We start from the raw sequence: 23448 nt of genomic DNA on the forward strand, positions 1-23448 counted from the left end.
GCGGATGTCGGGAACGGGTGGCGACAACGTGCGCCTGTGGTCGGCGGAGGCTGGGATTGCTTCGGCTCGTCCCTCGCTGACGCTGGTCTTCACCCCGGTCTCCGGTCCCACAGACCCCGAACCCACACCGGATACGGTGGCGCCGTCGGTGCCGGGTGGTGTTGCGGCTTCCGCTTCGGCTGCTTCGGTGGCGCTGTCGTGGTCGGCTTCGACGGATAACGTCGGGGTTTCGGGTTACTCGGTGTTCCGGGGCGCGTCGGCTGGCTTCGTGGCGGATGCTGCGAGCAAGGTCGCCGATGTCACGGGCACGAGTTACACGGATGCCGGGTTGGCTGCGGGCACGTACTTCTACCGTGTGGTTGCGGTGGATGCTGCGGGTAACGCGAGTGCTGCGTCCGACGCGGTTCAGTCGACGATTGCGGAGCCTGCGGGTGAGCCGGTTGAGGTGGTTGTTCCGATCACCGAGGATTCGATGACGGCGCAGTCTGTTCCGAACCGTTTGTACGGCACGACGAACCAGTTGTCGTCGCGGTTGACGTCGGGTCCGTTGGAGTCGTTCCTGCGGTTGGCGTTGCCGGAGGCTCCGGCGGGGACGGTGCTGACGGAGGCTGTTCTCTCCGTCTCGACGTCCACGGATGCGTCGGGTGCGTCGGCTGATGCTCACGAGTTCGACCTGGTGTCGGGTTCATGGGATGAGGACACGATCACGTGGAACAACCGTCCGACGACGTCGGTCTCGGATGTGTTGGGCACGCTGACGGGTGCGACGGCTTTGAACACCGCGTATTCGGTGTCGTTGGATGCGGCTGGGCTTTCTGCCGGGCTGGGCTCTTCGGTGACGTTGCGGATGTCGGGAACGGGTGGCGACAACGTGCGCCTGTGGTCGGCGGAGGCTGGGATTGCTTCGGCTCGTCCCTCGCTGACGCTGGTCTTCACCCCGGTCTCCGGTCCCACAGACCCCGAACCCACAGACCCCGAGCCCCAGCCCGAGCCGGACCCGGCACCGGACACCGCGGCACCTTCGACGCCGGGCGGCGTGGGCGCGGCAGCGGCTGGCGAGACCGACATCGCGATCTCGTGGGCGGCGTCGACGGACGACGTCGGAGTGACGGGTTACTCGGTGTTCCGAGGCGCGACGGCTGACTTCGTGGCGGATGCTGCGAGCAAGGTCGCCGATGTCACCGGCCTGAGCTACACAGATGCCGGGTTGGTCGGGGGTACGTACTTCTACCGTGTGATCGCGGTGGATGCTGCGGGTAACGCCAGCTCCGCGTCCGAGGCCGCTCAGGTGACGATTCCTGAGCCCGACCCGGGGACGGACCCCGAGCCCGACCCCGGGACGGGCCCCGGTCCGGAGCCGGACCCCGAGCCCGAGCCCGAGCCGGAGGTCGGTGAGACGCTCGTGACGATCGCCCCTGTCGCAGACACGATGGTCGCCTCGAACAACGCGAACGGCATCTACGGTGCGACGAACCAGCTGTCCTCTCGCGGCATCAACGGCACGCTCGAGTCGTTCCTCGACTTCGAGCTGCCCGCGGCGCCGGCCGGCATGACGCTCACGGGTGTGGCGCTCACTGTCTGGACCTCCACGGATGTCACGGCCACGTCTGCGGACAACCACGACATCGTTCTGATGCAGGGACCGTGGGATGAAGCGACCATGACCTGGAACAACCGCATCTCGACCGTCCTGTCCGAGCCGATCGGCCAGTTCGGTCCGATGCCGGCACTGAACACGGAGTACTCGACCGCGCTCAGCGCGGCCGGTCTGTCCTCCCTCCAGGGACAGAAAGTCACCTTGCGTATCGCCAGCACGGGCGCCGACAACATGAGGATCTGGTCGAAGGACGTCTCGAACGCGACGTTCCGACCGGCGCTGGTGCTCACGTACACCGCGGGGTGAGCTGGCCAGGTTGACGTAGAACGAACGGGGGTCTCCGGGTGGAGACCCCCGTTCGTTTCGTTGCGGGTACTGCTGTCGACGTAAACGCCGACCGACGCGGCGCGATACGGCGCCACACGGCTGATCGACCGGCTGTTTGACGCGGCGCGATCCGTTCCAGCCCGGGCATTCATTGACGACGAGCGGGCAACGCCACACGCGCTCCGCTGGATGGCGGTATGCGCGCGTCCGCTTGATCGATGACGCACCGATTCACACCGAAGAATCGGTGCGTCAGCAGCCTGCAGCGTCGACGGCCGCGCGAGCGTGGCACGCGACGTGTACCCGGGACGCGGCGCCGAGCTCTCGGGCCCGCAACCATCATCGACGGGTTCGAGGTACCGGGCACTGCGGGGCGTCTCCCGGCGACGACAGGAACGCCTCGCGCGACGAACTCGGACATGACAGTGTCTCGGGCGCATCCGCCCTCGAGCACGTCATGTCCTCGCCCGAGTCTGGGGCGAGGAAGACGCACGCCTCACGCGAAACTCCCTCGCGCGAGCAGTGTGTCTGCTCGTGCGAGGGAGTTCGCGGTACTCCTCTGCCCTTATGCGGCGTATGCCACCGGCGACGCGCTGGAGGTCTCGCGGGTGATCGTCTCCATCGGGTGAGCGAACTGCTTCTTCGATGCTGCGATGAGCACAGCCTCGAACGACTCGATCGCGGCGCTTTCCGACAGCACGCGCTCGCGGTACTTGCGACCTGATCGACCGAGGGCGCGAGCCCCCTCTGGATCTGCGGCGAGGTCCTCGATGGCGTGGACCAGCGCGAGCGGGTTGTCTGCTGGGACGCAGGGTCCGGCTCCCGCCGCCACCATCTCGTCGTGTGTGGTGCTGCGCGGATCCACAGCTGCCACAACGGGAAGACCCGTGGCGAAGTATGTCGTGAGCTTGCTCGGAACGGACATCTCGGTCAAGCCCGGTCGTTCGTTGACGAGCAGGACATCGGCCGATGCCAGGACCGCCTGAAAGTCATCCTCGCCGACCGGATCGATGAACTGCAGACGGGAGTTGCCGCCCATCGCCTCCAGAGCGGCTCGCTGATTGCCGTCGCCCAACAGGACGAACCGCACCTTCGAGCCGCTGGATTCAGCGATGCGCGAAGCAAGCACGACATGCTCGAGGCCCTGTTTCGCCCCCATGTTTCCGGCGTGCAGGACGACGATGTCGTCCGAGGCCCAGCCGAGATCGCGGCGGATCGACGGGTCGCGGCGGTTCTTCAGCACGGGAAGGCGAGACCAGTTGCGTACGACATCGACGGGACGCGAAACACCCAGGTCCTCCATGAGCATGCGCCGGAACCTGTCGTGGATGACCACGACCCGCTCGGAAGCCTGTGCGAGCCCGCGCTCCAGACGCGCGACCAACTTCGCCCCGGCATGAGAGCCGGTCTCTTCCACTCCCAGTGTGTAGATGTCCTGCACCCAGGTGACGACCGGAACCCCCAGAAGGTGTGCCTTCACCGCGGCGATCCGCGAACCCAGCATCGCAGGGCTGACGAGGACGACGACGTCAGGTCGGCCCCAGTGCGACATCACCGTGCGCATGCCGAATGTCACTTCGTGAAGCGCCCGGGTCAAAGAATTGTGACGCTTCGGCACGAAGTGGCGCACCCGGTGAAGACGGACACCTCTCACGGTCGCCCGCGCCGGAAGGGTGCGGTGCTCCTCCGGGATGCGCCACCACGGGTAATGCGGGAATCCCGTGATGACGTCCACGCCCCAGCCGCGCCGTGCGAGCCCTTCAGCCATGCCCGTCGTGTAGGGACCGATGCCGGTTGGCTCGGGTGCGTAGTTGATGCCGATGAAAAGGGCCGACTGGCCACGAGGACTGGGTGCGTACATCAGTAGGCTCCGGTGGGGCTCAGGACGACCTTGACGGTGCGCCACATGATGATCAGGTCGTTGGTGAGCGACCAGTTCTCCACATATCGCAAGTCGAGCTTCACGCTCTCTTCCCAGGAGAGGTCGCTGCGGCCACTCACTTGCCAGAGACCGGTGATTCCCGGCTTGATGTAGAGGCGGCGGTATACCCGCCCGTCGTATGCGGTGACCTCACTGGGCAGAGGCGGCCGTGGGCCGACGATGCTCATGTCGCCCACCAGGACGTTCCAGAACTGTGGGAGTTCGTCGAGGGAGAACTTCCGAAGAATCCGTCCGACGCGCGTGACGCGGGGATCCGACTTGATCTTGAAAAGTGGCCCGGATCCTTCGTTCGCGTCGAGCAGTGCGGCGAGCTCCTGCTCTGCCGTCGTCGTCATCGACCGGAACTTGACCATTCGGAAGGCTCGGCCGTCACGACCGATGCGCCGCTGTTGGAAGAAGACGGGACCCCGTGAGTCGAGCTTGATGGCCAGCGCGATGAACGGCGTGAGGACACCGACGAACAGGAGTGCCAGGAGCGCCACGGCCATGTCGAAGCCGCGCTTGACCAGGTGGGGTCCGCCCTCGAAGACCGGGATCCGGACGTGGATGAGAGGCAGGCCCTCGACCGGTCGGAGCGAGATCCGTGGACCGGCGACGTCCGCGAGTCGGCTCGACAGGATGAGTTCGGCCGCGGTTCCTTCCAGCTGCCAGCTCAGGCGCTTGATGAACTCGGGGTCATCGCTGGGGGTGCTTGCCACGATTATCGTGTCGGCGTTCATGTCCCGCGCGATTCGGGCTACCGCACCGATGGTGCTGACGACGCCGTAACTTCGTCGCCCGACGAGAACGTCCTCAGACGAGTCGTCGTCGACGGCAGTTCCCACGACGATGTATCCGAGCTGTCCGTCGCTCTCGAGGCGAGAGATGACGTAGCGGACATCGTCGCGGGCGCCGATCACGATGGCGCGGGACGCGTAGTGGCCCAGGCGCCGCTTGGCGAGCAGCCACTGCCGCCAAGACCAGCGGCCCACGAGAAGAAGAAGGAGGCCGATCGGCAACGCGATGATCAGCTGCACGCGCAAGCCCTGCCATTGGAAGACGACGAACGCGATTGCAAGCAGCCCGAAGGCGAGTCCCGTTGCATGCGCGACGCGCTTGTACTCGGTCGGGCCCGAGCCCATGATGCCGGCGTCACGCGAATGCATGATCGCCAGGACGATGAGCCAGGTCAGGGCGGTGAGTACGGGAACGCGCACGAATTGCGCGATGTCTGTTTCAGCGCCGCTCAGGCCACTGGACGCGAACGCACCCCCGAGAGCGCTCGCAGCCACCGCCGTGAGGACGATGCCGAGGTCCGTTGCGCGGATCCGACGCAGGTAGCGACGCTCCCAGAGCCGTCGGTTCTCCAGCCCCGGCTGCATTCGCGGGGCTGCGCTGGTGTGGGCGCGTTCCGCGAGAGCGACTCTCCGCCCCTCGCCGAACGTGATCGTACTCGTTGGTAGGACGGGCGTACGCACGCCCTCGATGGCGGTCATCGATCGCCAGCGGTATTCCGCTCGCGATCCCACGCGTCCCCAAGTACCATGACTCCCCCAGCCGTTACACGACAGCGTGCTTCCCGGCACACGATCGTTTCCCCAAAGCACATGCACCGACCCCAAATCGATGCGCCCCTGTGGCCCCAGCCGACAGAGAGTGCCCAAGCAGACTACCGCGTCAAGGTGTCCAATCTCAAGACAAATGGCGACAACTCAGGACACAGCGTGTGAATCGGTTCGGTGGCGGCGCGCAGCGCGGGGTTCCAGAGCGAGCGCAGAACCACGCGCCCCCGCTGTTCCGGGCCCAGGAGGTGTGTCCCGCCAGCAAGCGATGCCGAACGATCGCCGTTTCGCTTTGCGTCGTCCGGTGCGGGATGCTAGCCATGTGCCGCAGCGCTCTCCCTCTGTCGGCGTCCTTCCCGAGGAGACCCGATGACGGACTACGTGCTCACTGCAGGCTCGATCATCACCATGGACTCGAAGAGGCCCCGCGCCGAAGCCATCGCGGTGTCGGGGGAGCGCATCGTCGCGGTCGGGTCTCGCGAGGAATGTCAGACGGCTCTGCCCGGCGCCGGCGTGCGCGACTCGGGCGTCGCCGTCCTGATGCCCGGCTTCATCGATTCGCACTCGCACCCCGTGCTCAGCGGCATGGCCACGATGCCGCCCGGGTACTACATCGCCCCGTGGGTCGCGCCGACCTGGGATGCGGTGCTCGAGATCTTCCAGAAGGCGATCAACGAGACCCCCGCGGGCACGGCGCTGTCGTTCTTCGGTTACGACGGGCTCCTCCAGAACCACGAGGCTCCGACGGCCGCATCCCTCGAAGCGATCTTCGGTGACCGCCTCGTGCTGGTCTTCGGCAACTCGGGTCACACCGCGTACGTGTCCTCCGCCGTGCTGCGCGCACTGGGTTGGATCGACAACCCGCCGGCGGATCCTCCCGGTGGCAGCTACGGGCGGCTGCCCGACGGGAGTCTGGATGGCTCGGCCACCGAGGTCCCGGCATGCCTGGCCCTGGCGCATCCGGTGCTCGCGGCCCTGCCGGGTAAGCCGTTGCAAGGCGCTGTCGAGTACTACGCCTACATGGCGCGCGCGGGCATCACGTCGACCTCCGAGCACACCTATCAAACGAGCCTCAAGCCCGCGTACGAGGCTCTCGCGGCCCTGCCGAGCTCGCCGCTGCGGGTCGCTTTGTACCACATGTCCACCGAGGCCGACTGTGGCGAACCCTTCGTCTCGGACGTCCCCACGACGATGCTGCATAAGCGCGGAATCAAACTCTGGGCGGATGGTTCCCCCTGGGTCGGCAACGTCGCAATGTCCGAGCCATACCTCGACACGCCCGCCACGCGAGCGGCCGGGATCGCCGCGGGTGTGGCCGGCGAGAAGATGATGAACTACCCGCGCGAACGCCTCGACGCGTTGCTCGACGAGCACGCACCCGAGGGGTGGCAGATGGCGTTCCACGTGAACGGCGACATCGGCCTCGACATCGTGCTCGACGCTTTCGGCCGCGCGCTCGACAGACACGACCTCCTCGGCACCGATCATCGGTGGCGTGTCGAGCACGTCGGAGGTGCCCGCGGCGAGCAGTTCCGACGCGCGGCGAGCCTCGGCGTCGTCGCGTCGATGGGCCCGTTCCAGTACTACTACTGGGGCGATCTGCTCGACGGACAACTGTTCGCAACCGAGACGGGCGCCGGATGGCAGCGCTTCCGCGACGCTTTCGACGCGGGGGTGCATCCGTCCTTCCACAACGACGGCAGCGTCTCGCCGCCGACGCCCCTGCTCAACGTGCAGACGGCGGTCACGCGTCGCACGAGCTCGGGAACTGTGCACGGGCCGGATCAAGCCGCGACGTTGTGGGAGGCGCTCTGCGCGCAGACGATCAACGCCGCTTACGCGCTCGGGACGGACAGCGATGTCGGCTCGATCGAGCCCGGCAAACTTGCCGACTTCGTCGAACTCTCCGCCGACCCCTACGTCGTCGCGCCGGAGCGGATCGGCGAGATTCGCGTGCACGGCACGTGGCTCGGCGGGCAGCGCATCGATGTGACGGAGTTCGTCGAGGCGTCCGGCCAGGTGGATCACGCGTCGTTCGCGAAGCTGCGCGCGATGGGTCCGCCGGCCTGTTGTCATCACACTCCGCACGTCGCGAACGTCTGAATAAGAGGAGCGCAGGATGTCTCGGATGCTGGCCTATATCGCCGATCGCATGCTGACCCCGAGCGGCGCGTGGGGCGACGAGCTGATCGAATCCTTCGCAGACCTCGCACGGCTGCACGCGGACGGGTGGGGGACCGCTTGGGTCGGTTCGTCCGGCGAGCTCGCGGGAGTGGGCGGCGTCCAGGCCTTCGCGCCGACCGATCTCGACGGTTCCGAGGCCAGCAACGTACGGGTGCTGTACCTGCGGTTCGCCAGTAAGGGGTCGCCCGCCCGCCCCGAGAACACGCAACCCTTCGTGCGAGACGGACTCGCGTTCCAGCACAACGGGTTGCTCGCGCCTCGCGACCGTGCGTTGGATCTGCTGGCGCCCGCCGATGTCGCAGAGCTCGTCGGCACGACCGACAGTGAGGTCTACTTCGCAGTGGTGCGGCGGCACCTCCGCACTGCAGGCCCGGCCGAAACGGGGCGCCTGGCAGCGATCGCTGCGGCTGTGAACGAGGTGCGGGCTGTGTTCCCCGACGCGTGCCTCAACGCCTTCGTGCTCGACGCCTCCGGACTCTACGTCGTGCACTCGGTGGGCCGCGCTGCCACGCCGGCGCCCGCCTTCGCGCAGCGCGGCTTCACGACCGATGCCCTGCCGCCGGGGCACGGTGCCGACTACAACACGTTGCGCGTTGTGCGCGGCGCATCCGGAGCGTTCGTCGTCGCGACGACGGGGGTCGATGAGGCTGGCTGGGACGTCCTTCCGGCTGACACGGTCTCGAAGATCGATGCTGCGGGAATCCGATCTGTTCCGATCGAACCCGGCATCGCGGGAGCCGGGATACGCTCGGTCTCGATGACTCCTTCCGAGGACGTAGACCCGATGCTCGACGCGGTGGCGACACTCGTGGTGCAGGTGGCGGTCAACAAGGTCGACGCGCTCGCGGTGATCTCACTCGCGGTCGACAGCGCGGTTCTGGCCGCGGGTTCGGCGCGGCCTCGCGTCGAGCTCGACGGGGGAGCGTGGGCCGAGGTCGACATCCCGAAGTTCGGTGAGCCGCCGCCCCTCGCGATCGACGTGCGTTCGCCGCTCGGGCTCGACCACGCGCAGTTGTCGGCGCTCGGGCTCGCCGCCGCGCTGGAGCACGAAGCGGGCTGGAGCGTCTATCCGGACTTTCCCGTTGCCGCGCCGTGAGCCCATCCCACGGGCCCCGAGCCTGTTGAAGGGAAGAGCGGATCGCCGTGTCATAGCCTCGAGCATGTGGCGCGCCGAGGGATCTACATCGAGATTCCGGGACCACCCGCTTCACATACACCCGCAGCATCCCGTTCCATACGGTGCACGGTGTCGGCGTGAGCCTGGGTGAGCGCTCAAGACCGGATGGCTCGAGGACCTCGGCTCTGAGGTTCTCGACGACCGACCCATAACTCAAACCGCTTCGGCACGAGCGTCGGACCTGAGCGGAGGGGCTACGGTCAAGCCGTGCCCTCCGCGATTGCACTCACCGTCGTCCTTGTCGCCCTTTCGGTCTTCCAGCTGGCCCTCGCTGTCGGCGGGCGATCGACGTATTCCCCGATCTGTTCTCCGAGGTCGCGATGTGGGTGATCTTCGGATATCTCGTGCTGGGAATCATCCTGAACGCGATCTCTCGAAGCAAGCCGGAGCGGTACACGATGGTGCCCGTTGTGATCGTCCTCGCGGCGCTGTCGCTGCTCATCGCGCTGGGCTGATCGGCTCTAGATCAGCCGACGCGCCCGCGGATCGGGTCGAGCACCGCCTCGGCCGCCCACGCGGCGGCGTCGGCGATGTCGCGTCGGTTCATCCCGAGCTCGCGGCGGAGGGTCACCCACGTCGCAGCGGAGTCGATGTGCGAGAGGGCTGCGACGATCGCACGACGATCCGTGTCGTCCAGAGCAGGCACCTCGGCGCCGAGAAGCTGCTCGAGTCGATCTCGGCGCGGTGTCGGCGCCGCACCGCTCACCCCCCGCATCGTCGTTTCGGCGACGACGTGGGCGAGCTCTGGGCGCTGGTCGTATGCTTCCATCGCCTCGCGGATCGACAGCGGGGTGTCGAAGACGGAGGGGGATTCCTCTCGCGTGAAAATGCTCCTCTCGATCCACGCGGCGGTCGCCAGCAGCAGGTCGACACGGGTCGCATAGTTGCGGAAGACGGTGCGCTCGCCGACTCCGGCCCGACGGGCGATGAGCCGGAACGACACATCGTCGGTGCCGAGCTCTTCGATGAGTTCCGCATACGCGGACAGGATCGCCTCTTGCGTACGGTTCAGCTCTGCTTCCGCGACGGCATCATCCGGTGGCGAGGATGTCATCTCGCGTCCTCGGGCACCGACGCCGGCATCAGTTGGCTGCCCTCGTCACGGACGGGAGCCGACCGAGGGCCTGCCCGACCATGCGGTCGAAGACGTCTGCGGTCTCGGGTGCGCCCATGTCGAAGCCTGTGCGCATGCGCGCCCAGAACTGCGCGGACGAGAAATATCGGAGGGTTGCCGCGGCCCGGCGCAGGTCGCGCACGTCGAGGGTCGGATAGCTCGTCTGCAGCATCGCTTCGATGGTGCGGGTGAGGAAAGTAGGTTCGGAATCGCCGGTCGGAGAGATCGAGGCGGCCCGGGCACAGACGAAAGCGAATGCCGGCGACGCGTCGAAGCGGACGAATCTCTCGCGCACCGCCGACTGGAACTGCGGGATCGTCACGAACGCCGGCAGGGGGAACTCCGTCTCTTCTATCCACTGCGCAAGGCTCTCGAGAAGATGCGAGCGCGTCGGGAACTGACGGTAGATCGTCCGCTCGGAAACGCCGACGGCATCGCCCAAGGCTCGATACGAGATGTCGTCGAAGGTGTGTTCGCGAAGGGACGCGGCAGCGCTCGCGAGGATGGCGGTCGGTGTGTCCACCGTCTCCGCCATCACTGTCCTCTTCCCCGATCGGAGCGGTGCCTCGTGCCTCCGACGGCCCCGGTGGGGACCTTCGATCGCGCCGGCGCCGGCTCCGGGGGCAGAACGTAGCGGTCGGAGTCATCCAGTGTCAGTGCGAGAGACGAGACGTACTGCGTTTCCCCGTGGGGACCGCGTTCCGCCGAGGCCAGCATATCCGGGCGCTCGAATGTGTAGCCAGTGACATGGCAGCGCAGTCGCTCCCCGGACGGATTGCCGTCGGCGTCGAGGATCGGGGAGGCGATGCCATCGGTCTGTCGGCGCAGGTAGAAGCGCCCACGCGTAGAGATCGCCATGATCGGCGTCGTGACCACTGCGACCCCGATCGCGATCAGTACGGAGTACGAACGCATGTCCTCGCCGAACACACCGCCGAACGCCGCCAACGACAGCAGCGATGCCAACCCCACGGATACGAGTCCGACCGGGTTCCAGTCGAACAGCATGCCGCGGCGGAACTCCGGGTACTTCGGCGAGAGACGAAGGATGTGTTTGTTGATCACGATGTCGGCCGCGATCGTCACGAGCCAGGCCATGACGACGTTCGCGTAGAGGCTCAGCACGAACGAGATCAGGCTGAAGACATCCATCCACATCAGCGCCAGTGCGATGGCGAGGTTGAAGTACATGAAGACCGACCGCCCGGGGTAGGTCTTGGTGAGGCGGGTATAGACGTTCGACCACGCGAGTGAGCCGGAGTAGGCGTTGGTGACGTTGATCTTGACCTGCGCGATCACGACCAGAATCAGGGCCAGCCCGATCGCGAGCCACTCGGGCATGATCGACGCGTAGAGTCCGACGAACTGCCGCACCGGCTCGGTCGCTCGCAGTCCCAGGTCCGGGTCGATCCGCGTGAACAGGTAGACGGCGAGAAACACCCCGACGACCTGCTTGATGCCGCTGAAGAGCACCCAGCCCGGTCCCGCGAACAGCAGGGACGTCCACCACGCACGGTAGTTGACGCGCGTGCGCGGCGGCATCGCCCGGATGTAGTCGATCTGCTCGGCGAGCTGCGGCGTCAGGGCGAAGCACACCGCCGCGCTCGAGACGATCGCCCCGAAGCGCAACTCGCCGTCGGAATTGCCGGTGAACGAGACGAACGCGCTGACGGCCTCGGGATCCGAAACGATCACCCACAGCAGGGGGAGTAGCGCCAGCGCGAGCCAGAGGGGCGTCGTCCAGAACTGCAGTCGCTCGAGCGCCCGCATCCCGTAGATGACGATCGGGATGACGACGACGGTCGAGATGAGGTAGCCGATGGGCAGGGGGATGCCGGTGGCGACCTGCAGGCCCTGCGCCATGATCGCGCCCTCGAGCGCGAAGAAGATGCACGTGAATACGGCGAAGATGACGGTCGTGATCGACGAACCGTAGTACCCGAACCCGGACCCGCGGGCGATCAGGTCGAGATCGAGGTTGTAGCGTGCGGCGTAATAGGCGATCGGGACGCCCACGATGAAGATCGTCACGGAGGCGAGCAGGATGCCGAGCACGGCGTTGTTGGTGCCGTGCTCGATGCCGATGCTCGCGCCGATCGAGAAGTCCGCGAGGAAGGCGATCGACCCGAGCGCGGTGATACCCACGGCACCGGCGCGCCAACGGCGGAACGTGCGGGGCACGTAACGGAAGGCGTAGTCCTCGAGGCTGTCCTCGGCCGCCGCTCGCGCGTTGTCTGCCCTGGTCACCGTTGCAACCTCCTGCGCCTCACGCGTGCGCCCATTGTGGCCGCCCGGTGTTACGGGCACATTGCGGGTTCGTCAGATCGCCATGGCCGCCCGCACGCCCTCGGCTGCCGATGCTCCACCGTCGCCCGTGCTGGACACGAACCCGCTGGCGAGCACGAGGTATTTGTCCGCGGCTTCCAGGGCGAACCCGATGTGCTGTTCGACGAGCAGAACGGACAGTCCCTCGCTCGCGAGCTGCATCACCGTGTGCTCGATCTCGGCGACGATCGTCGGCTGGATGCCCTCGGTGGGTTCGTCGAGGATCAGCATCTTCGGTTCGGTGATGAGCGCGCGGGCGATAGCGAGTTGCTGACGCTGCCCGCCGGAGAGCAGCCCGGCCTTGCGGGTCGCGAACTTCTCCAGTGCGGGGAAGCGGGCGAGCTGCTGCTCGATGAGCGCTTTGCCGCGCTTGCGGCCGTCGGCGACGAGTTGCAGGTTCTCCATCGTCGTCAGCTGCGTGAACGACTGCTGGCCCTGCGGCACGTAGGCCATCCCGCGAGCGATGCGCTTGTTGGGTGCGAGGGACGTGATGTCGGCTCCGTCGAAGATCACCTTGCCGCTACGCGGCTTGATGAGGCCGATCGCGACGCGCAGCAGCGTCGATTTGCCCGCGCCGTTGTGGCCCAGGACTGCGACCGTCTTTGCGCTCGGCAAGGTCACGCCGTGCAGCACGAGCGTCCGGCCGTAGCCGGCCTGGATGTCGTTCATCTCGAGCATGTCAGGCGTCCTTTCCGTTGGGCGCGGTGTCCGTCATCGGGTTCGACCCGTCGGCCACGGCCATCATCCCGGTCGTCGTTGGGGCCGCCGCGGTGCCGAGATAGACCTCCTGCACCTGGGGGTCGGCCTGCACCTGTGCGACGCTGCCCTCCGAGAGCACCTTGCCCTGGTGCAGCACCGTGACGCGCGACGCATACCGACGCATGAAGTCCATGTCGTGTTCGACGACGAGCACCGTTCGGCGCTCCGCAATGCGCTGCAGCAGCTCGCCCGTGGCCGTCCGCTCGTCCTGGCTCATACCGGCGACGGGCTCGTCCAGAAGCAGCGCGCGGGGATCCTGAACCAGCATCATCCCGATCTCCAGCCACTGCTTCTGGCCGTGGGACAGGATGCCGGCGGGCGTCTCGCGCTCGGCGGTGAGGCCCGTCTCTTCCAACGCCATCTCGATCGCGGGATCGATGCCTCGGCGAGCCCGAAGGAGCGACCACGACGAGCGGTGCAGGCCGGCAGCGATGTCGAGGTTCTGCAGGACCGTCAGCTGCTCGAAAACGCTGGCCGTCTGGAAGGTGCGTCCGACGCCGAGCTTCACGATCTTGTTCACGGCCTTGCCGAGCAGTTCTTGGCCGCCGAGCGTGACGGATCCGGTGCCCTTGGACAGGCCCGTGATCGCGTCGATGCACGTCGTCTTGCCGGCACCGTTCGGCCCGATGAGAAAACGCACCTCGCCGGGGTGGGCATCGAACGAGACGCCGCCGACCGCGACGAATCCGTCGAACTCGACGCGCAGGTCGGTGACGACGAGCGAACCATCCGTGTCGGTCATTTCTTCACCTCATCGAGGACGGGCGCCGCTGCAGGGGGTTCGGTGGATTCGGCGGGTGCTGCGCGCGGCCGCCACAGCGCACTCTTCGCCTTGCCCACGAGAGAGGACAGCCCCATCGGCAGGAAGAGGGTCACGAGGATGAACACGAGGCCCAGGATGTAGATCCAGCCGCTCGGCCAGCTCGAGCCGAGGCTGGACTGCCCCCAACCGATCGCCATCGCGCCGAGGGCGGGACCGAACAGCGAGGCTCGACCCCCGAGCGCGACGCCGGCGATCATCAGGATCGACGCGGAAGCACCGATCTCCGCCGGGGTGATGATGCCGACGATGGGAACGAACATCGCGCCGGCGATGCTCGCCATGACAGCGGCGACCACATAGGCGACCAATTTGATGTTGGCGGGGTCGTAGCCGAGGAATCGCACGCGCTCCTCGGCATCCCGCGTGGCGATCAGCAGTTCGCCGAAGCGGCTGCGGTTCAGCTGCCACACCGCCAGCAGACACACGATCAGCAGAGCCGCGGCGATCATGAAGACCATCACCTTGTTGGCGTCGTCGTCGAGGACGAAGCCGAAGAAATACGTGAAGTCACTCAGCCCGGTGTCTCCTCCCGTCTCGCGGATCGTCGAGCTGATCAGGACGGCCAGGGCAACGGCGAGAGCCTGGGACAGGATCGCGAAGTACGCCCCCTTGATGCGCCGTTTGAACAACGCGTAGCCGAGGATGCCGGCCACGATCACCGGGAGCAGGACGATGGCGAGCAGCGTGAACAGGTCGCTGCGGAACGGCTCCCAGAAGGCGGGAAGAGGCGCAGACGGGTCGTAGAGGATCATGAAGACGGGGAGGCTGTCGGGGCCCGCGCTCTCGAGAGTGAGGTGCATCGCCATCGCGTAGGCGCCGAGACCGAAGAACACGCCTTGACCCAGCACCAGCATTCCGCCCCGGCCCCAGGCGAGACCTATGCCTACGGCTGCGATCGCCCAGCAGCAGTACTTCCCGAGGTTGTTGATCCAATGCATCGAGAGCACGGCGGGTGCGACGACCAGCAACAGGACGGCGAACACCCCGATCCCGATGAGGGGGAGCCACGGTTTGATCTTGGTCATGTCAGCCCCCGGGTGCGGACCGTGAACAGGCCCTGCGGTCGGAATTGCAGGAAGACGACGAGCAGGACGAAGGCGAGCACTTGCGCCATGCTGCCGGTCGTCCAGTCGGCGAAATAGGACAGGGCGATTCCGAACGCCAGTGCGGCGATCACGGTGCCCTTGATCTGGCCGATGCCCCCGGCCACGACGACGAGGAAGGCCGGGATGATGTACTGCGTTCCCATCTGAGAGTTCGTGCCGCCGATGAGTGAGGCGGCGACCCCTGCGACGCCGGCGAGGCCCGAGCCGACGAAGAAGGTGAGGCGGTCTATGGCGCGGGTGTGGATGCCGCTGGTCTCGGCGAGGTCGCGGTTCTGCACCGTTGCCCGGATCCGACGCCCGAAGGCCGAGTACTTCAGCCACGCGGCGAGAGCCGCAAGACACAGCGCGGCGAGCAGGATCGTGAACACCTGACGGAGCGGCCATCCGTAGCCGAACACGTTGATCTGCCCATCGAGCCAGTCGGGGCTTTCGACGGGGACCCCCTGTGCGGGGAAGACCTGCAGCGCGATCTGCTGGAGGATCAAGCTCACGCCGACGGTGACGAGGAGGGTGTCGAGTGGGCGCCGGTACATCCACTGGATGATGCCGATCTCCAGCAGGAGCCCGAGCAGCCCCGCACCGATGAAGGCGAGGGGGAGGGCCACCACGATCGAGAGGTTGATCGAGGTCACGGCCAGCTGGGTCAGGTAGGCGATGAAGGCGCCCGCCATGATGAATTCGCCGTGCGCCATGTTGATCACCCCCATCTGACCGAAGGTCAGGGTGAGCCCGAGCGCTGCGAGCAGCAGCAGCGCACCGAGCGCGGCGCCGTTCAGGAGCGGCGGTATGAGTGCATCCACGTGCTGTCGCTCTCTCTGTGTGGGGGACGTTCGGGAGAAATTCTGGAACGTGGGGTCCCGTACCGGCGGCACGGGACCCCACGTTCCGTGGCGGGTCAGCCCGCGGCGGCTACGAGAGCATCGCGGACGTCGGCCGGGAACCAGTCGTAGCCCTCGAGGAAGGGGTCCGGCGCGATGGGACCGTCCGAAGACCAGACGATGTCGAACTGGTTCTCGGCGTTGATCTTTCCGATGTGGCCTTCCTTGGAGATGTGGTGGTTGTCGCCGTCGAGGGTGACCGTGCCCTCCGGGGCGTCGAAGCTGATGCCTCCTGCCGCAGCCGCGGCGTTCACGTCGTCGACCTCGAACGAACCGGCAGCCTCGACGAGGGCCTTGTAGAGGTACATCGAGATGTACGCGGCCTCCATCGGGTCGGAGGTCACTCCGCTGCTGCCCGGGTATGCCTTCCAGTCCTCGATGAACGTCGCGTTCGCGGGCGATTCGATCGACTGGAAGTAGTTCCAGGATGCGTAGTTGCCCGTGACCTCGTGGCCCATCGACGGGGCCTCTTCTTCGGCGATCGACACCGAGATGATCGGCGTCGTCTCCGGCGTGAGTCCGGCGTCGTAGTAGGCCTTCACGAAGCCGACGTTCGAGGAGCCGTTGATCGTGTTGAAGATGAAGTCGGGGTCGGCCGCGACGATCTTCGACACCTGGGTCGTCCAGTCGTCCTTGTCGAGGGGAACGTACTCCTCGCCGACGATCTCGATGCCGAGCTCGGCCGCGTAGAGCTTGATGATCGCGTTCGCTGTGCGCGGGAAGACATAGTCGGAGCCCGCGAGGAACAGCGTCTCGACACCCTGCGAGGCCAGGTAGTCCATTGCCGGCAGGATCTGCTGGTTCGTGGTCGCACCGGTGTAGTAGATGTTCGGCGAAGCCTCGAGGCCCTCGTACTGAACGGGGTAGAAGAACAGTCCGTTGTGCTCTTCGACGACCGGCTTGACGGCCTTGCGCGAGGACGAGGTCCAGCCGCCGAAGATCGCGGCGACACAGTCCTGCGTGAGAAGCTTCTCGGTCTTCTCAGCGAAGGTCGGCCAGTCGGTGGCGCCGTCCTCCTGGACGTACTCGATCTGCTTGCCGAGGATGCCGCCGTCGGCGTTGATCTCGTCGGCGGCCATGTGCAGCACGTTCGAGACCGTCTTCTCGGAGATCGCCATGCCGCCGGTCAGCGAGTTGAGGAAGCCGAGCTTGATCGTGTCGCCGGATGTGTCGATGCAGCTCTCCGATGCGACGACCGATTCGTCCGGATCGGCGGAGTCGCTTGCGCGAGCCCCGCAGCCGGCGAGCACGAGGGCTGCCACCGCCGCGAAGGCGGGTGCGACGAGCAACCTGCGCGCTCGTCGAGTCCGTGTCATTGTCATGTGGATCTCCGTTTCTGTGTGGTGCAAGGTGCGTTCTCGGTAGGGGTGGTTCGCTCTGCGGGCACGCCGAATGACGCCGTCGCGCCGTCACGATTCCGGAGCACGCCGAAGAGAGGCGTGCCGGGGTGGCGGTGCGGGCTGATCGGTGAATCAGGGCGTGGAGCAGGGGTGGACCGGTGGAGCGTACGTTTCGATGCCGTTGGTGCCGGGCGTCGCGTACCGGTTAGATCGGCGCCAGGTGATCGCCGACTGCTACGGTGAGTGTCAGCATGGGCCCGTGACATTACTCTGACATTTCTCGATTGTTCCGATCTTGTTAATCGTCCCGAGGGAGACGCGCGTAGATCGCTGTAAATACGGGGCTATGTGGGCATGTGTGCGTGGGAGGGAACTTGGCGGGACGTCATCGAGGGGGACCCTGTGGCACACTTCTGACATCGCCCGAAGATGGAGGGATGCGATGCACTTCACGCCTGCAGAGACGGAGAAACTCTTGCTCGCGGTCGCGGCGATCGTCGCCCGAGACCGCCTCGAACGGGGAGTGCTCCTCAACCATCCCGAGACCGTCGCCCTGCTGTCGAGCTGGGTCATCGAGGGAGCTCGGGATGGTCGCGGTGTCGCCGAGTTGATGCAGGCCGGTCGGAGCGTCTTGAGGCGCGATCAGGTCATGCCGGGCGTTCCCGAGATGCTCGCAGACGTCCAGGTCGAAGCGACGTTTCCCGACGGACGCAAGCTCGTCACCATTCATCACCCCATCGACTAGTCGCTCGGCGCGAAGGAGATCATCGTGGCATCCGCTTCATCCGACGGCCCCGGCGCCTTTCGGATCCGCCCGGGTCGCATCGAGCTCAACGCCGATCGCGGCGCGCACGAGCGCATCCGGCTCGTCTTCGTCAACACCGGCGACCGCCCGATACAGATCGGCTCGCACCTGCACCTTCCCGACGCGAATGCCGGATTGGAGTTCGACCGGGTGCGTGCCCGCGGATTCCGCCTGGACATTCCGGCCGGCACCTCACAGCGATTCGAGCCCGGTGCATCGCGCGAGCTCGACGCCGTGACGCTGCGGGGACTGCGGCGAGTGCCGGGGATTCAGCTCAAGAGCGAGGGTGAGGAGATGCTCGATGGTCTGGATTGACCGGGCGCGATATGCCGCCATCTACGGACCCACCGTCGGGGATGAGGTTCGCCTCGGCGACACCGACCTCTGGATTCAGATCGAGCGGGACCTGACCGTCGGTGGTGAGGAAGCGGTCTTCGGTGGCGGCAAGTCGATTCGCGAGTCGATGGCGCAGGCCACGACGACCCGGGCGGAGGGGGCCCTCGACACCGTCATCACGAACGCCATCATCCTCGACTGGTGGGGGATCGTCCGCGCCGACATCGGCATCCGCGACGGCCGGATCGTCGGCATCGGTCACGCCGGCAACCCCGACATCAGCGACGGCATCGACATGATCATCGGGCCCTCGACCGATGTGATCGCCGGGGAGGGGCGCATCGTCACCGCCGGTGCGATCGACTCGCACGTGCACCTGCTCTCGCCCTCGCAGATCCACGAGGCGCTCGCAACCGGGATCACCACGATCGTGGGTGGTGGGACGGGCCCGTCGGAGGGGTCGAAGGCCACGACGGTCACCCCCGGCGCATGGCACCTGCAGGCGATGCACCGCGCCCTGGACCCCCTGCCCGTGAACGTGCTGCTGCTCGGCAAGGGCAACACGGTCTCGGCGGCGGCGCTGAAGGAGCAGGCGCTCGGGGGCGCGGCCGGTTACAAGGTGCACGAGGACTGGGGCTCGACGCCCGCCGCGATCGACGCCTCGCTGCGGGCGGCGGATGACTGGGGTCTGCAGGTTGCGCTCCATTCCGACTCCCTCAACGAGGCCGGGTTCGTCGAGTCGACGATCGCGGCGATGGGCGGGCGCTCCATCCACGCCTTCCACGTCGAGGGCGCCGGTGGGGGCCACGCCCCCGACATCCTGTCGATCGCCGGTCTGCCGAACGTGATCCCGGGCTCGACGAACCCGACGCTGCCGCACACCGTCAACACGGTCGCGGAGCACCTGGACATGCTGATGGTCTGCCACCACCTGAACCCCGCGGTTCCGGAGGATCTGGCCTTCGCCGAGTCGCGCATCCGTGCCACCACGATCGCCGCAGAGGACATCCTGCACGACATGGGGGCGCTCTCGATCACCTCCTCCGACGCACAGGCGATGGGACGTATCGGCGAGGTGATCACGCGGACGTGGCAGGTGGCGCACGTGATGAAACACCGTCGCGGACCTCTCGGCGGGGGGATGCCGGCGGACAACGAGCGTGCGCGGCGCTACATCGCGAAGTACACGGTCAACCCGGCGGTGGCGCACGGTATCGCGTACGACGTGGGTTCGATCGAGGTGGGCAAGATGGCCGACCTCGTCGTGTGGGAGCCGAAGTTCTTCGGCGTGCGCCCCGCCGTCGTGGTCAAGGGCGGCTCGATCGCCTGGGCCGCGCTGGGCGACCCGAACGCCTCGATCCCGACGCCGCAACCGGTGATGATGCGGCCGTCCTTCGGCGACACGATCGGCGCCGACCTCTCGGTGACCTACGTCGCGCCGGCGGCGCTCGAGGCGGGTCTCGCCGACACGTTGGGACTGCGCCGCCGACTCGCCGCGGTTCAGCCGACCCGGCACGTCGGCAAGGCGGACATGAAGAACAACGACCTGCTGCCCGAGATCCGCATCCAACCCGACACGTTCGAGATCGCGATCGACGGCGAGCGTGTCGAGCCCGCGCCCGCGGCATCCCTCCCGCTCGCACAGCTGTACAACATGTTCTGACGCGATGACCCGATGATCCCCGCGACGCAGACCATCACCCTGCTCTTGGCCGACGCCCGCCTGCCATCCGGCGGCCATGCCTTCTCTTCAGGGCTCGAGCCTGCCCTGCAGGGTGGACTCGCGCCGCGCCAGGTGGCGGCTTTCCTGCGCGCACGAGCCCGGACCACGACCCTGGTCGACGCGGCGGTCGCGGTCGCGGCGCGTCACATCGCGCGGGCGGATGCCCCGTCCTTCGACACCCTCGAACGCGCGTGGGCCGCCCGGACCCCGAGTCCCGCCGCGCGGCACGCGTCCCGCGAGCTCGGTCGCGGGTTCCTGCGGTTGGCTCGCGGGCTCTGGCCGGAGTCGGCGTCGATCGCCGCGGTCGCGAGCGTGGCGCCCGGTTCGGCGGTGCCCCGACCGATCGTGCTCGGAGTGGTCGCGGCGCACGTCGACGTGGACGCCGAGACGCTCGTGCGCCTCGCGGTCTACGACGACATGGCGTGCGCCGTCGCCGCCCTGCTGAAGCTCGAACCCGGAGACCCGGTCGACGGCGCGCGGCTCGTGCTCGACGCGTGCGAGTCCGTCGACCCTCTCGTCCCGCACCTCGCGATGATCACCTCGCCCGACGCGATCCCCGCGTCGAGCGCTCCCCAATCCGAGGCGTGGACACAAGCCCACGCCGCCAGCAACAGGAGGCTCTTCCGTGCCTGATTCCCCCGCATCCGACCGCGCGCTCCGGCTCGGCGTCGCCGGCCCCGTCGGCACCGGCAAGTCGTCGCTCATCGCGACGGTCTGTCGCGCGCTCGCCGACGATCTGCGCCTCGGCGTGATCACGAACGACATCTACACGGACGAGGACGCCCGCTTTCTGCGGTCCGCGGGGGTGCTCGATCCCGAACGCATCCGCGCGGTCGAGACGGGCGCCTGCCCGCACACCGCCATCCGCGACGACATCACCACCAACCTGCTCGCCGCGGAAGACCTCGAGCGGGACTTCGCGCCGCTCGATGTCGTGCTCATCGAGTCGGGCGGCGACAACCTGACCGCGACGTTCTCGCCCGCGCTCGTGGACGCACAGATCTTCGTGCTCGACGTCGCCGGTGGTGGCGACGTCGCGCGCAAGGGGGGCCCCGGGATCGGCCGTGCGGACCTGCTCGTGGTCAACAAGACGGACCTCGCGCCGTACGTCGGGGTCGATGTGCCGCGCATGGTGGCGGATGCTTCGGATGCGCGGGAGGGACGCGCGGTCCTCGCGCTCTCGCGGCACGATCCGGCGTCCGTGGCCGCGCTCCGCGCCTGGGTGCTGAGCATGCTGGCGGATCACCGAGCCGGAACGCACGTCCCGCAGGACCCGGGACCGATGGCGCCGCACTTCCACGCCGACGAGGAGCATCCCGAGGGCGGATTCGTACACGCGCACGAGCACGCGTACGAGCACGAGCACGCGGGCGCCGGGACGCACACGCACGAGTGATCCCCACACGCATCGCCGTCCGCCAGGGCGACCCGAGGGCCCGGGTCGACCTGGCCGTCGGCGCGCTCGCACCGCGGCTGGTCGCACGCGACGACTCCCGCGCGCACGTCGCGCTCGCCGCGGCGGGCATGATCCTCCTCGGCGGCGACCACGTGCACGTCGAGGTCGTCGTCGGGGCGGGCTGCCTGCTCGAGCTCGAAGACGTCGGCGGAACCATCGCCTATCGCGCGGACGGACGGCCTTCGGCCTGGACCATGTCGATGCGGGTCGAGGAGGGGGCGACGCTCTTGTGGCGCGGACTCCCGTTCGTGGTGACGGATGGCGCCGACGTCGAGCGCCGCACGACGCTCGACCTTGCGACGGGGGCGACCGCCGTCATCCGCGAGACCCTCGTCCTCGGGCGGCACGGCGAGAGCGGTGGGCGATTGCGCTCGGCTTTCACGGCGCGGGATGCCGAAGGTCCGCTGCTGGCCGAGCAGCTCGACCTCGACGGGCTCGCTCCCGAACCCGGTGTGCTGGGCGAGCACAGGGTGCTCGACGCGGTGATCGCGCTGGGATTCCGGCCGTCGACGACGGCGGACGACCTCGTGCTGGAGCATCCGGGTGCGATCGCGCGTCACCTGGGCGCCGAGACGCACACGTCGCGGCTCGACCGGGTGTGGGACGGATGGGCCGAGCGGGCGCGACAGAGAACGGCACGGCACGTTGACGAACCAGCGAACGAAGCCGCCGTCGGAGGGAACTGAAGTGACGTCTCTGTCTGAATCCGGCACGCGGACGGCGCCGCTGCGCGGCACGATCGCGGTCATCGCGCTGATCGGGCTGCTGCACGTGCTCGGCTGGGGTGTCCTCCTCCTGGTCGTTATCCCGGCCGACATCCCGCTCGGTGGTGGGGGTGGCGCACTCGTGACTCTGGGGGTCGGGCTCACGGCCTATGCGCTCGGAGTGCGGCACGCTTTCGACGCCGACCACATCGCAGCGATCGACAACACGACCCGGCGGCTCGCCGAACGGGGGCGCCCGGCGACGACAGTCGGCTTCTGGTTCTCGCTCGGGCACTCCACGATCGTGGTGGTCCTGTGCATCCTGTTGACCCTCGGGATCACGGCGATCGGCTCGTCGCTGGCAGACGACTCCTCCGCGCTGCGCACCTGGACGGGGATCATCGGCCCCACGGTCTCCGGAGTCTTCCTCCTCGCGATCGCCGCGATCAACATCGCGTCGCTGCGCCGTCGCGATCAGGTGGGCCACCAGGCGGGCCACCAGGCGCTGGGTGGGCCGGTACTCCGCTTGCTCGGACCTTTCGAGAAAGCGGTCGATCGTCCGTCGCGCATGTACGTCGTCGGGCTGCTGTTCGGTCTCGGGTTCGACACCGCGACAGAGATCGGGCTGCTTGCTCTCGCCGGCGCCGCCACCCTCGTTGCCGTGCCGTGGTGGGCGGCGCTCACTCTGCCGGTGCTGTTCGCTGCCGGAATGAGTGCTTTCGACACGACGCAGGGTGCAGTCATGCGCCGCGCCTACACTCTGCAGCCCGGCCGTCGCCATATCGGTGCGGCGTACGCGTTCGCGATGACCGGACTCTCGGTCGTCGCCGCGGTGCTGATCGCGATCGTCCAGCTGGCGGGCGTCCTCGTCCACAACCTCGGGCTCGGCGGCCCACTCCCCTGGCTAGCATCGTTCGGCATCGACGACCTCGGGTTCATCTTGACCGGCGTGCTCGTGACGATGTGGGTCGTGGTCCTGGTCCTCGCGCGCCGACCGCGGGTGAGCGAGAGCTGAGCCGAGCGCCGAAGCGCAGCGCGTCTCGCCTCGCTGCGCTCGCTCAACGTCCGGCGGGAAATGAAGAAACCCCCGTGCGTAGAAGCCACACGAGGGTTTCAGTGGCTCCGACGGGCGTCGATCCCGTGACCTCACGATTTTCAGTTGTATGCACCGGGTTATCGGGTGTCGGGACTGCTGCACGAATAGGTGACATCTGATCTGGCTTGCCCTCGAGGGTGGCCTGGAAGGATGTTGCTGTGCCCAAGCCCTACCCGACCGAGTTCCGTGATGACGTCGTGCGCGTCGCGCGGAAC

General features: G+C 67.4%; 21 protein-coding genes. 11 read left to right on the forward strand and 10 right to left on the reverse strand.

The features are described from left to right. Positions 1 to 1903, forward strand: a 1903-nt coding sequence (locus ACIQ0W_RS15280) for a DNRLRE domain-containing protein (RefSeq protein ID WP_396643531.1), incomplete at its 5' end; no start/stop codon positions are given. Positions 1904 to 2489: 586 nt separating this feature from the next. Here ACIQ0W_RS15280 and ACIQ0W_RS15285 read toward each other — a convergent pair. Continuing rightward, entirely contained in the window at positions 2490 to 3785 is a 1296-nt protein-coding gene (locus tag ACIQ0W_RS15285) for a glycosyltransferase (RefSeq protein WP_396643532.1), read from the reverse strand. Further along, positions 3785 to 5341, reverse strand: coding sequence for a sugar transferase (locus ACIQ0W_RS15290; RefSeq protein ID WP_396643533.1), 1557 nt, complete (start codon positions 5339 to 5341; stop codon positions 3785 to 3787). The genes ACIQ0W_RS15285 and ACIQ0W_RS15290 overlap by 1 nt, the downstream gene beginning before the upstream one ends. Positions 5342 to 5776: 435 nt before the next feature. Between ACIQ0W_RS15290 and ACIQ0W_RS15295 the strand changes: the two genes are divergently transcribed. The 3 genes from ACIQ0W_RS15295 (at position 5777) to ACIQ0W_RS15305 (ending at position 9223) form a co-directional block, all read left to right on the forward strand. Continuing rightward, positions 5777 to 7510: an amidohydrolase gene (locus tag ACIQ0W_RS15295; RefSeq protein WP_396643534.1), complete on the forward strand. Its 1734-nt coding sequence runs from the start codon at positions 5777 to 5779 to the stop codon at positions 7508 to 7510. A gap of 16 nt (positions 7511 to 7526) precedes the next feature. Next, positions 7527 to 8687: a class II glutamine amidotransferase gene (locus ACIQ0W_RS15300; RefSeq protein ID WP_396643535.1), complete on the forward strand. Its 1161-nt coding sequence runs from the start codon at positions 7527 to 7529 to the stop codon at positions 8685 to 8687. A 401-nt stretch (positions 8688 to 9088) separates the two neighbouring features. Continuing rightward, positions 9089 to 9223: a hypothetical protein gene (locus ACIQ0W_RS15305; RefSeq protein ID WP_396643537.1), complete on the forward strand. Its 135-nt coding sequence runs from the start codon at positions 9089 to 9091 to the stop codon at positions 9221 to 9223. An 11-nt stretch (positions 9224 to 9234) separates the two neighbouring features. Here the strand turns inward: ACIQ0W_RS15305 and ACIQ0W_RS15310 are convergent, their stop codons facing one another. The 8 genes from ACIQ0W_RS15310 to urtA all read right to left on the reverse strand — a co-directional run bounded on the left by ACIQ0W_RS15310 (position 9235) and on the right by urtA (position 17095). Continuing rightward, positions 9235 to 9822: a TetR/AcrR family transcriptional regulator gene (locus tag ACIQ0W_RS15310; RefSeq protein ID WP_396643538.1), complete on the reverse strand. Its 588-nt coding sequence runs from the start codon at positions 9820 to 9822 to the stop codon at positions 9235 to 9237. A 28-nt stretch (positions 9823 to 9850) separates the two neighbouring features. After that, positions 9851 to 10417, reverse strand: a complete 567-nt coding sequence (locus ACIQ0W_RS15315; protein ID WP_396643539.1) for a TetR family transcriptional regulator — start codon at positions 10415 to 10417, stop codon at positions 9851 to 9853. After that, positions 10417 to 12129: a purine-cytosine permease family protein gene (locus ACIQ0W_RS15320; protein ID WP_396643540.1), complete on the reverse strand. Its 1713-nt coding sequence runs from the start codon at positions 12127 to 12129 to the stop codon at positions 10417 to 10419. Before ACIQ0W_RS15320 ends, ACIQ0W_RS15315 begins: the two co-directional genes overlap by 1 nt. 72 nt (positions 12130 to 12201) lie before the next feature. Then, on the reverse strand, positions 12202 to 12885 hold the full coding sequence (locus tag ACIQ0W_RS15325; protein WP_396643541.1) for an ATP-binding cassette domain-containing protein: 684 nt from the start codon (positions 12883 to 12885) through the stop codon (positions 12202 to 12204). A gap of 1 nt (position 12886) precedes the next feature. After that, positions 12887 to 13708: an urea ABC transporter ATP-binding protein UrtD gene (gene urtD / locus ACIQ0W_RS15330; RefSeq protein ID WP_396643542.1), complete on the reverse strand. Its 822-nt coding sequence runs from the start codon at positions 13706 to 13708 to the stop codon at positions 12887 to 12889. Further along, positions 13705 to 14814 carry an urea ABC transporter permease subunit UrtC gene (gene urtC / locus ACIQ0W_RS15335; RefSeq protein ID WP_396643543.1) on the reverse strand — a complete coding sequence of 370 codons (1110 nt, stop codon included), beginning with the start codon at positions 14812 to 14814 and terminating at the stop codon, positions 13705 to 13707. The genes urtD and urtC overlap by 4 nt, the downstream gene beginning before the upstream one ends. Next, positions 14811 to 15695, reverse strand: coding sequence for an urea ABC transporter permease subunit UrtB (gene urtB, locus ACIQ0W_RS15340; protein ID WP_396643545.1), 885 nt, complete (start codon positions 15693 to 15695; stop codon positions 14811 to 14813). Before urtB ends, urtC begins: the two co-directional genes overlap by 4 nt. A 95-nt stretch (positions 15696 to 15790) precedes the next feature. Continuing rightward, positions 15791 to 17095: an urea ABC transporter substrate-binding protein gene (gene urtA, locus ACIQ0W_RS15345; protein WP_396643547.1), complete on the reverse strand. Its 1305-nt coding sequence runs from the start codon at positions 17093 to 17095 to the stop codon at positions 15791 to 15793. A gap of 460 nt (positions 17096 to 17555) precedes the next feature. On the opposite strand from urtA, the gene ACIQ0W_RS15350 reads away from it, so the two are divergent. Genes ACIQ0W_RS15350 through ACIQ0W_RS15380 form a run of 7 tightly spaced genes read left to right on the forward strand, consistent with a single transcriptional unit; the run spans position 17556 to position 23152 of the window. Beyond that, positions 17556 to 17858, forward strand: coding sequence for an urease subunit gamma (locus tag ACIQ0W_RS15350; protein ID WP_396643549.1), 303 nt, complete (start codon positions 17556 to 17558; stop codon positions 17856 to 17858). 24 nt (positions 17859 to 17882) lie between these two features. Next, positions 17883 to 18233, forward strand: coding sequence for an urease subunit beta (ureB, locus tag ACIQ0W_RS15355; RefSeq protein WP_396643550.1), 351 nt, complete (start codon positions 17883 to 17885; stop codon positions 18231 to 18233). Beyond that, positions 18220 to 19917, forward strand: coding sequence for an urease subunit alpha (locus tag ACIQ0W_RS15360; RefSeq protein ID WP_396643552.1), 1698 nt, complete (start codon positions 18220 to 18222; stop codon positions 19915 to 19917). The genes ureB and ACIQ0W_RS15360 overlap by 14 nt, the downstream gene beginning before the upstream one ends. A gap of 12 nt (positions 19918 to 19929) precedes the next feature. Continuing rightward, complete coding sequence (locus ACIQ0W_RS15365; protein ID WP_396643553.1) at positions 19930 to 20610, forward strand: urease accessory protein UreF; 681 nt, start codon at positions 19930 to 19932, stop codon at positions 20608 to 20610. Continuing rightward, positions 20603 to 21373: an urease accessory protein UreG gene (ureG, locus tag ACIQ0W_RS15370; RefSeq protein WP_396643554.1), complete on the forward strand. Its 771-nt coding sequence runs from the start codon at positions 20603 to 20605 to the stop codon at positions 21371 to 21373. The genes ACIQ0W_RS15365 and ureG overlap by 8 nt, the downstream gene beginning before the upstream one ends. Further along, positions 21370 to 22119: an urease accessory protein UreD gene (locus ACIQ0W_RS15375; RefSeq protein ID WP_396643555.1), complete on the forward strand. Its 750-nt coding sequence runs from the start codon at positions 21370 to 21372 to the stop codon at positions 22117 to 22119. The genes ureG and ACIQ0W_RS15375 overlap by 4 nt, the downstream gene beginning before the upstream one ends. 1 nt (position 22120) lies before the next feature. Further along, positions 22121 to 23152, forward strand: a complete 1032-nt coding sequence (locus ACIQ0W_RS15380) for a HoxN/HupN/NixA family nickel/cobalt transporter (RefSeq protein WP_396643556.1) — start codon at positions 22121 to 22123, stop codon at positions 23150 to 23152. Positions 23153 to 23448 lie beyond the last annotated feature (296 nt).

The organism is Microbacterium sp. (assembly GCF_044340635.1).
Lineage (GTDB): Bacteria > Actinomycetota > Actinomycetes > Actinomycetales > Microbacteriaceae > Microbacterium.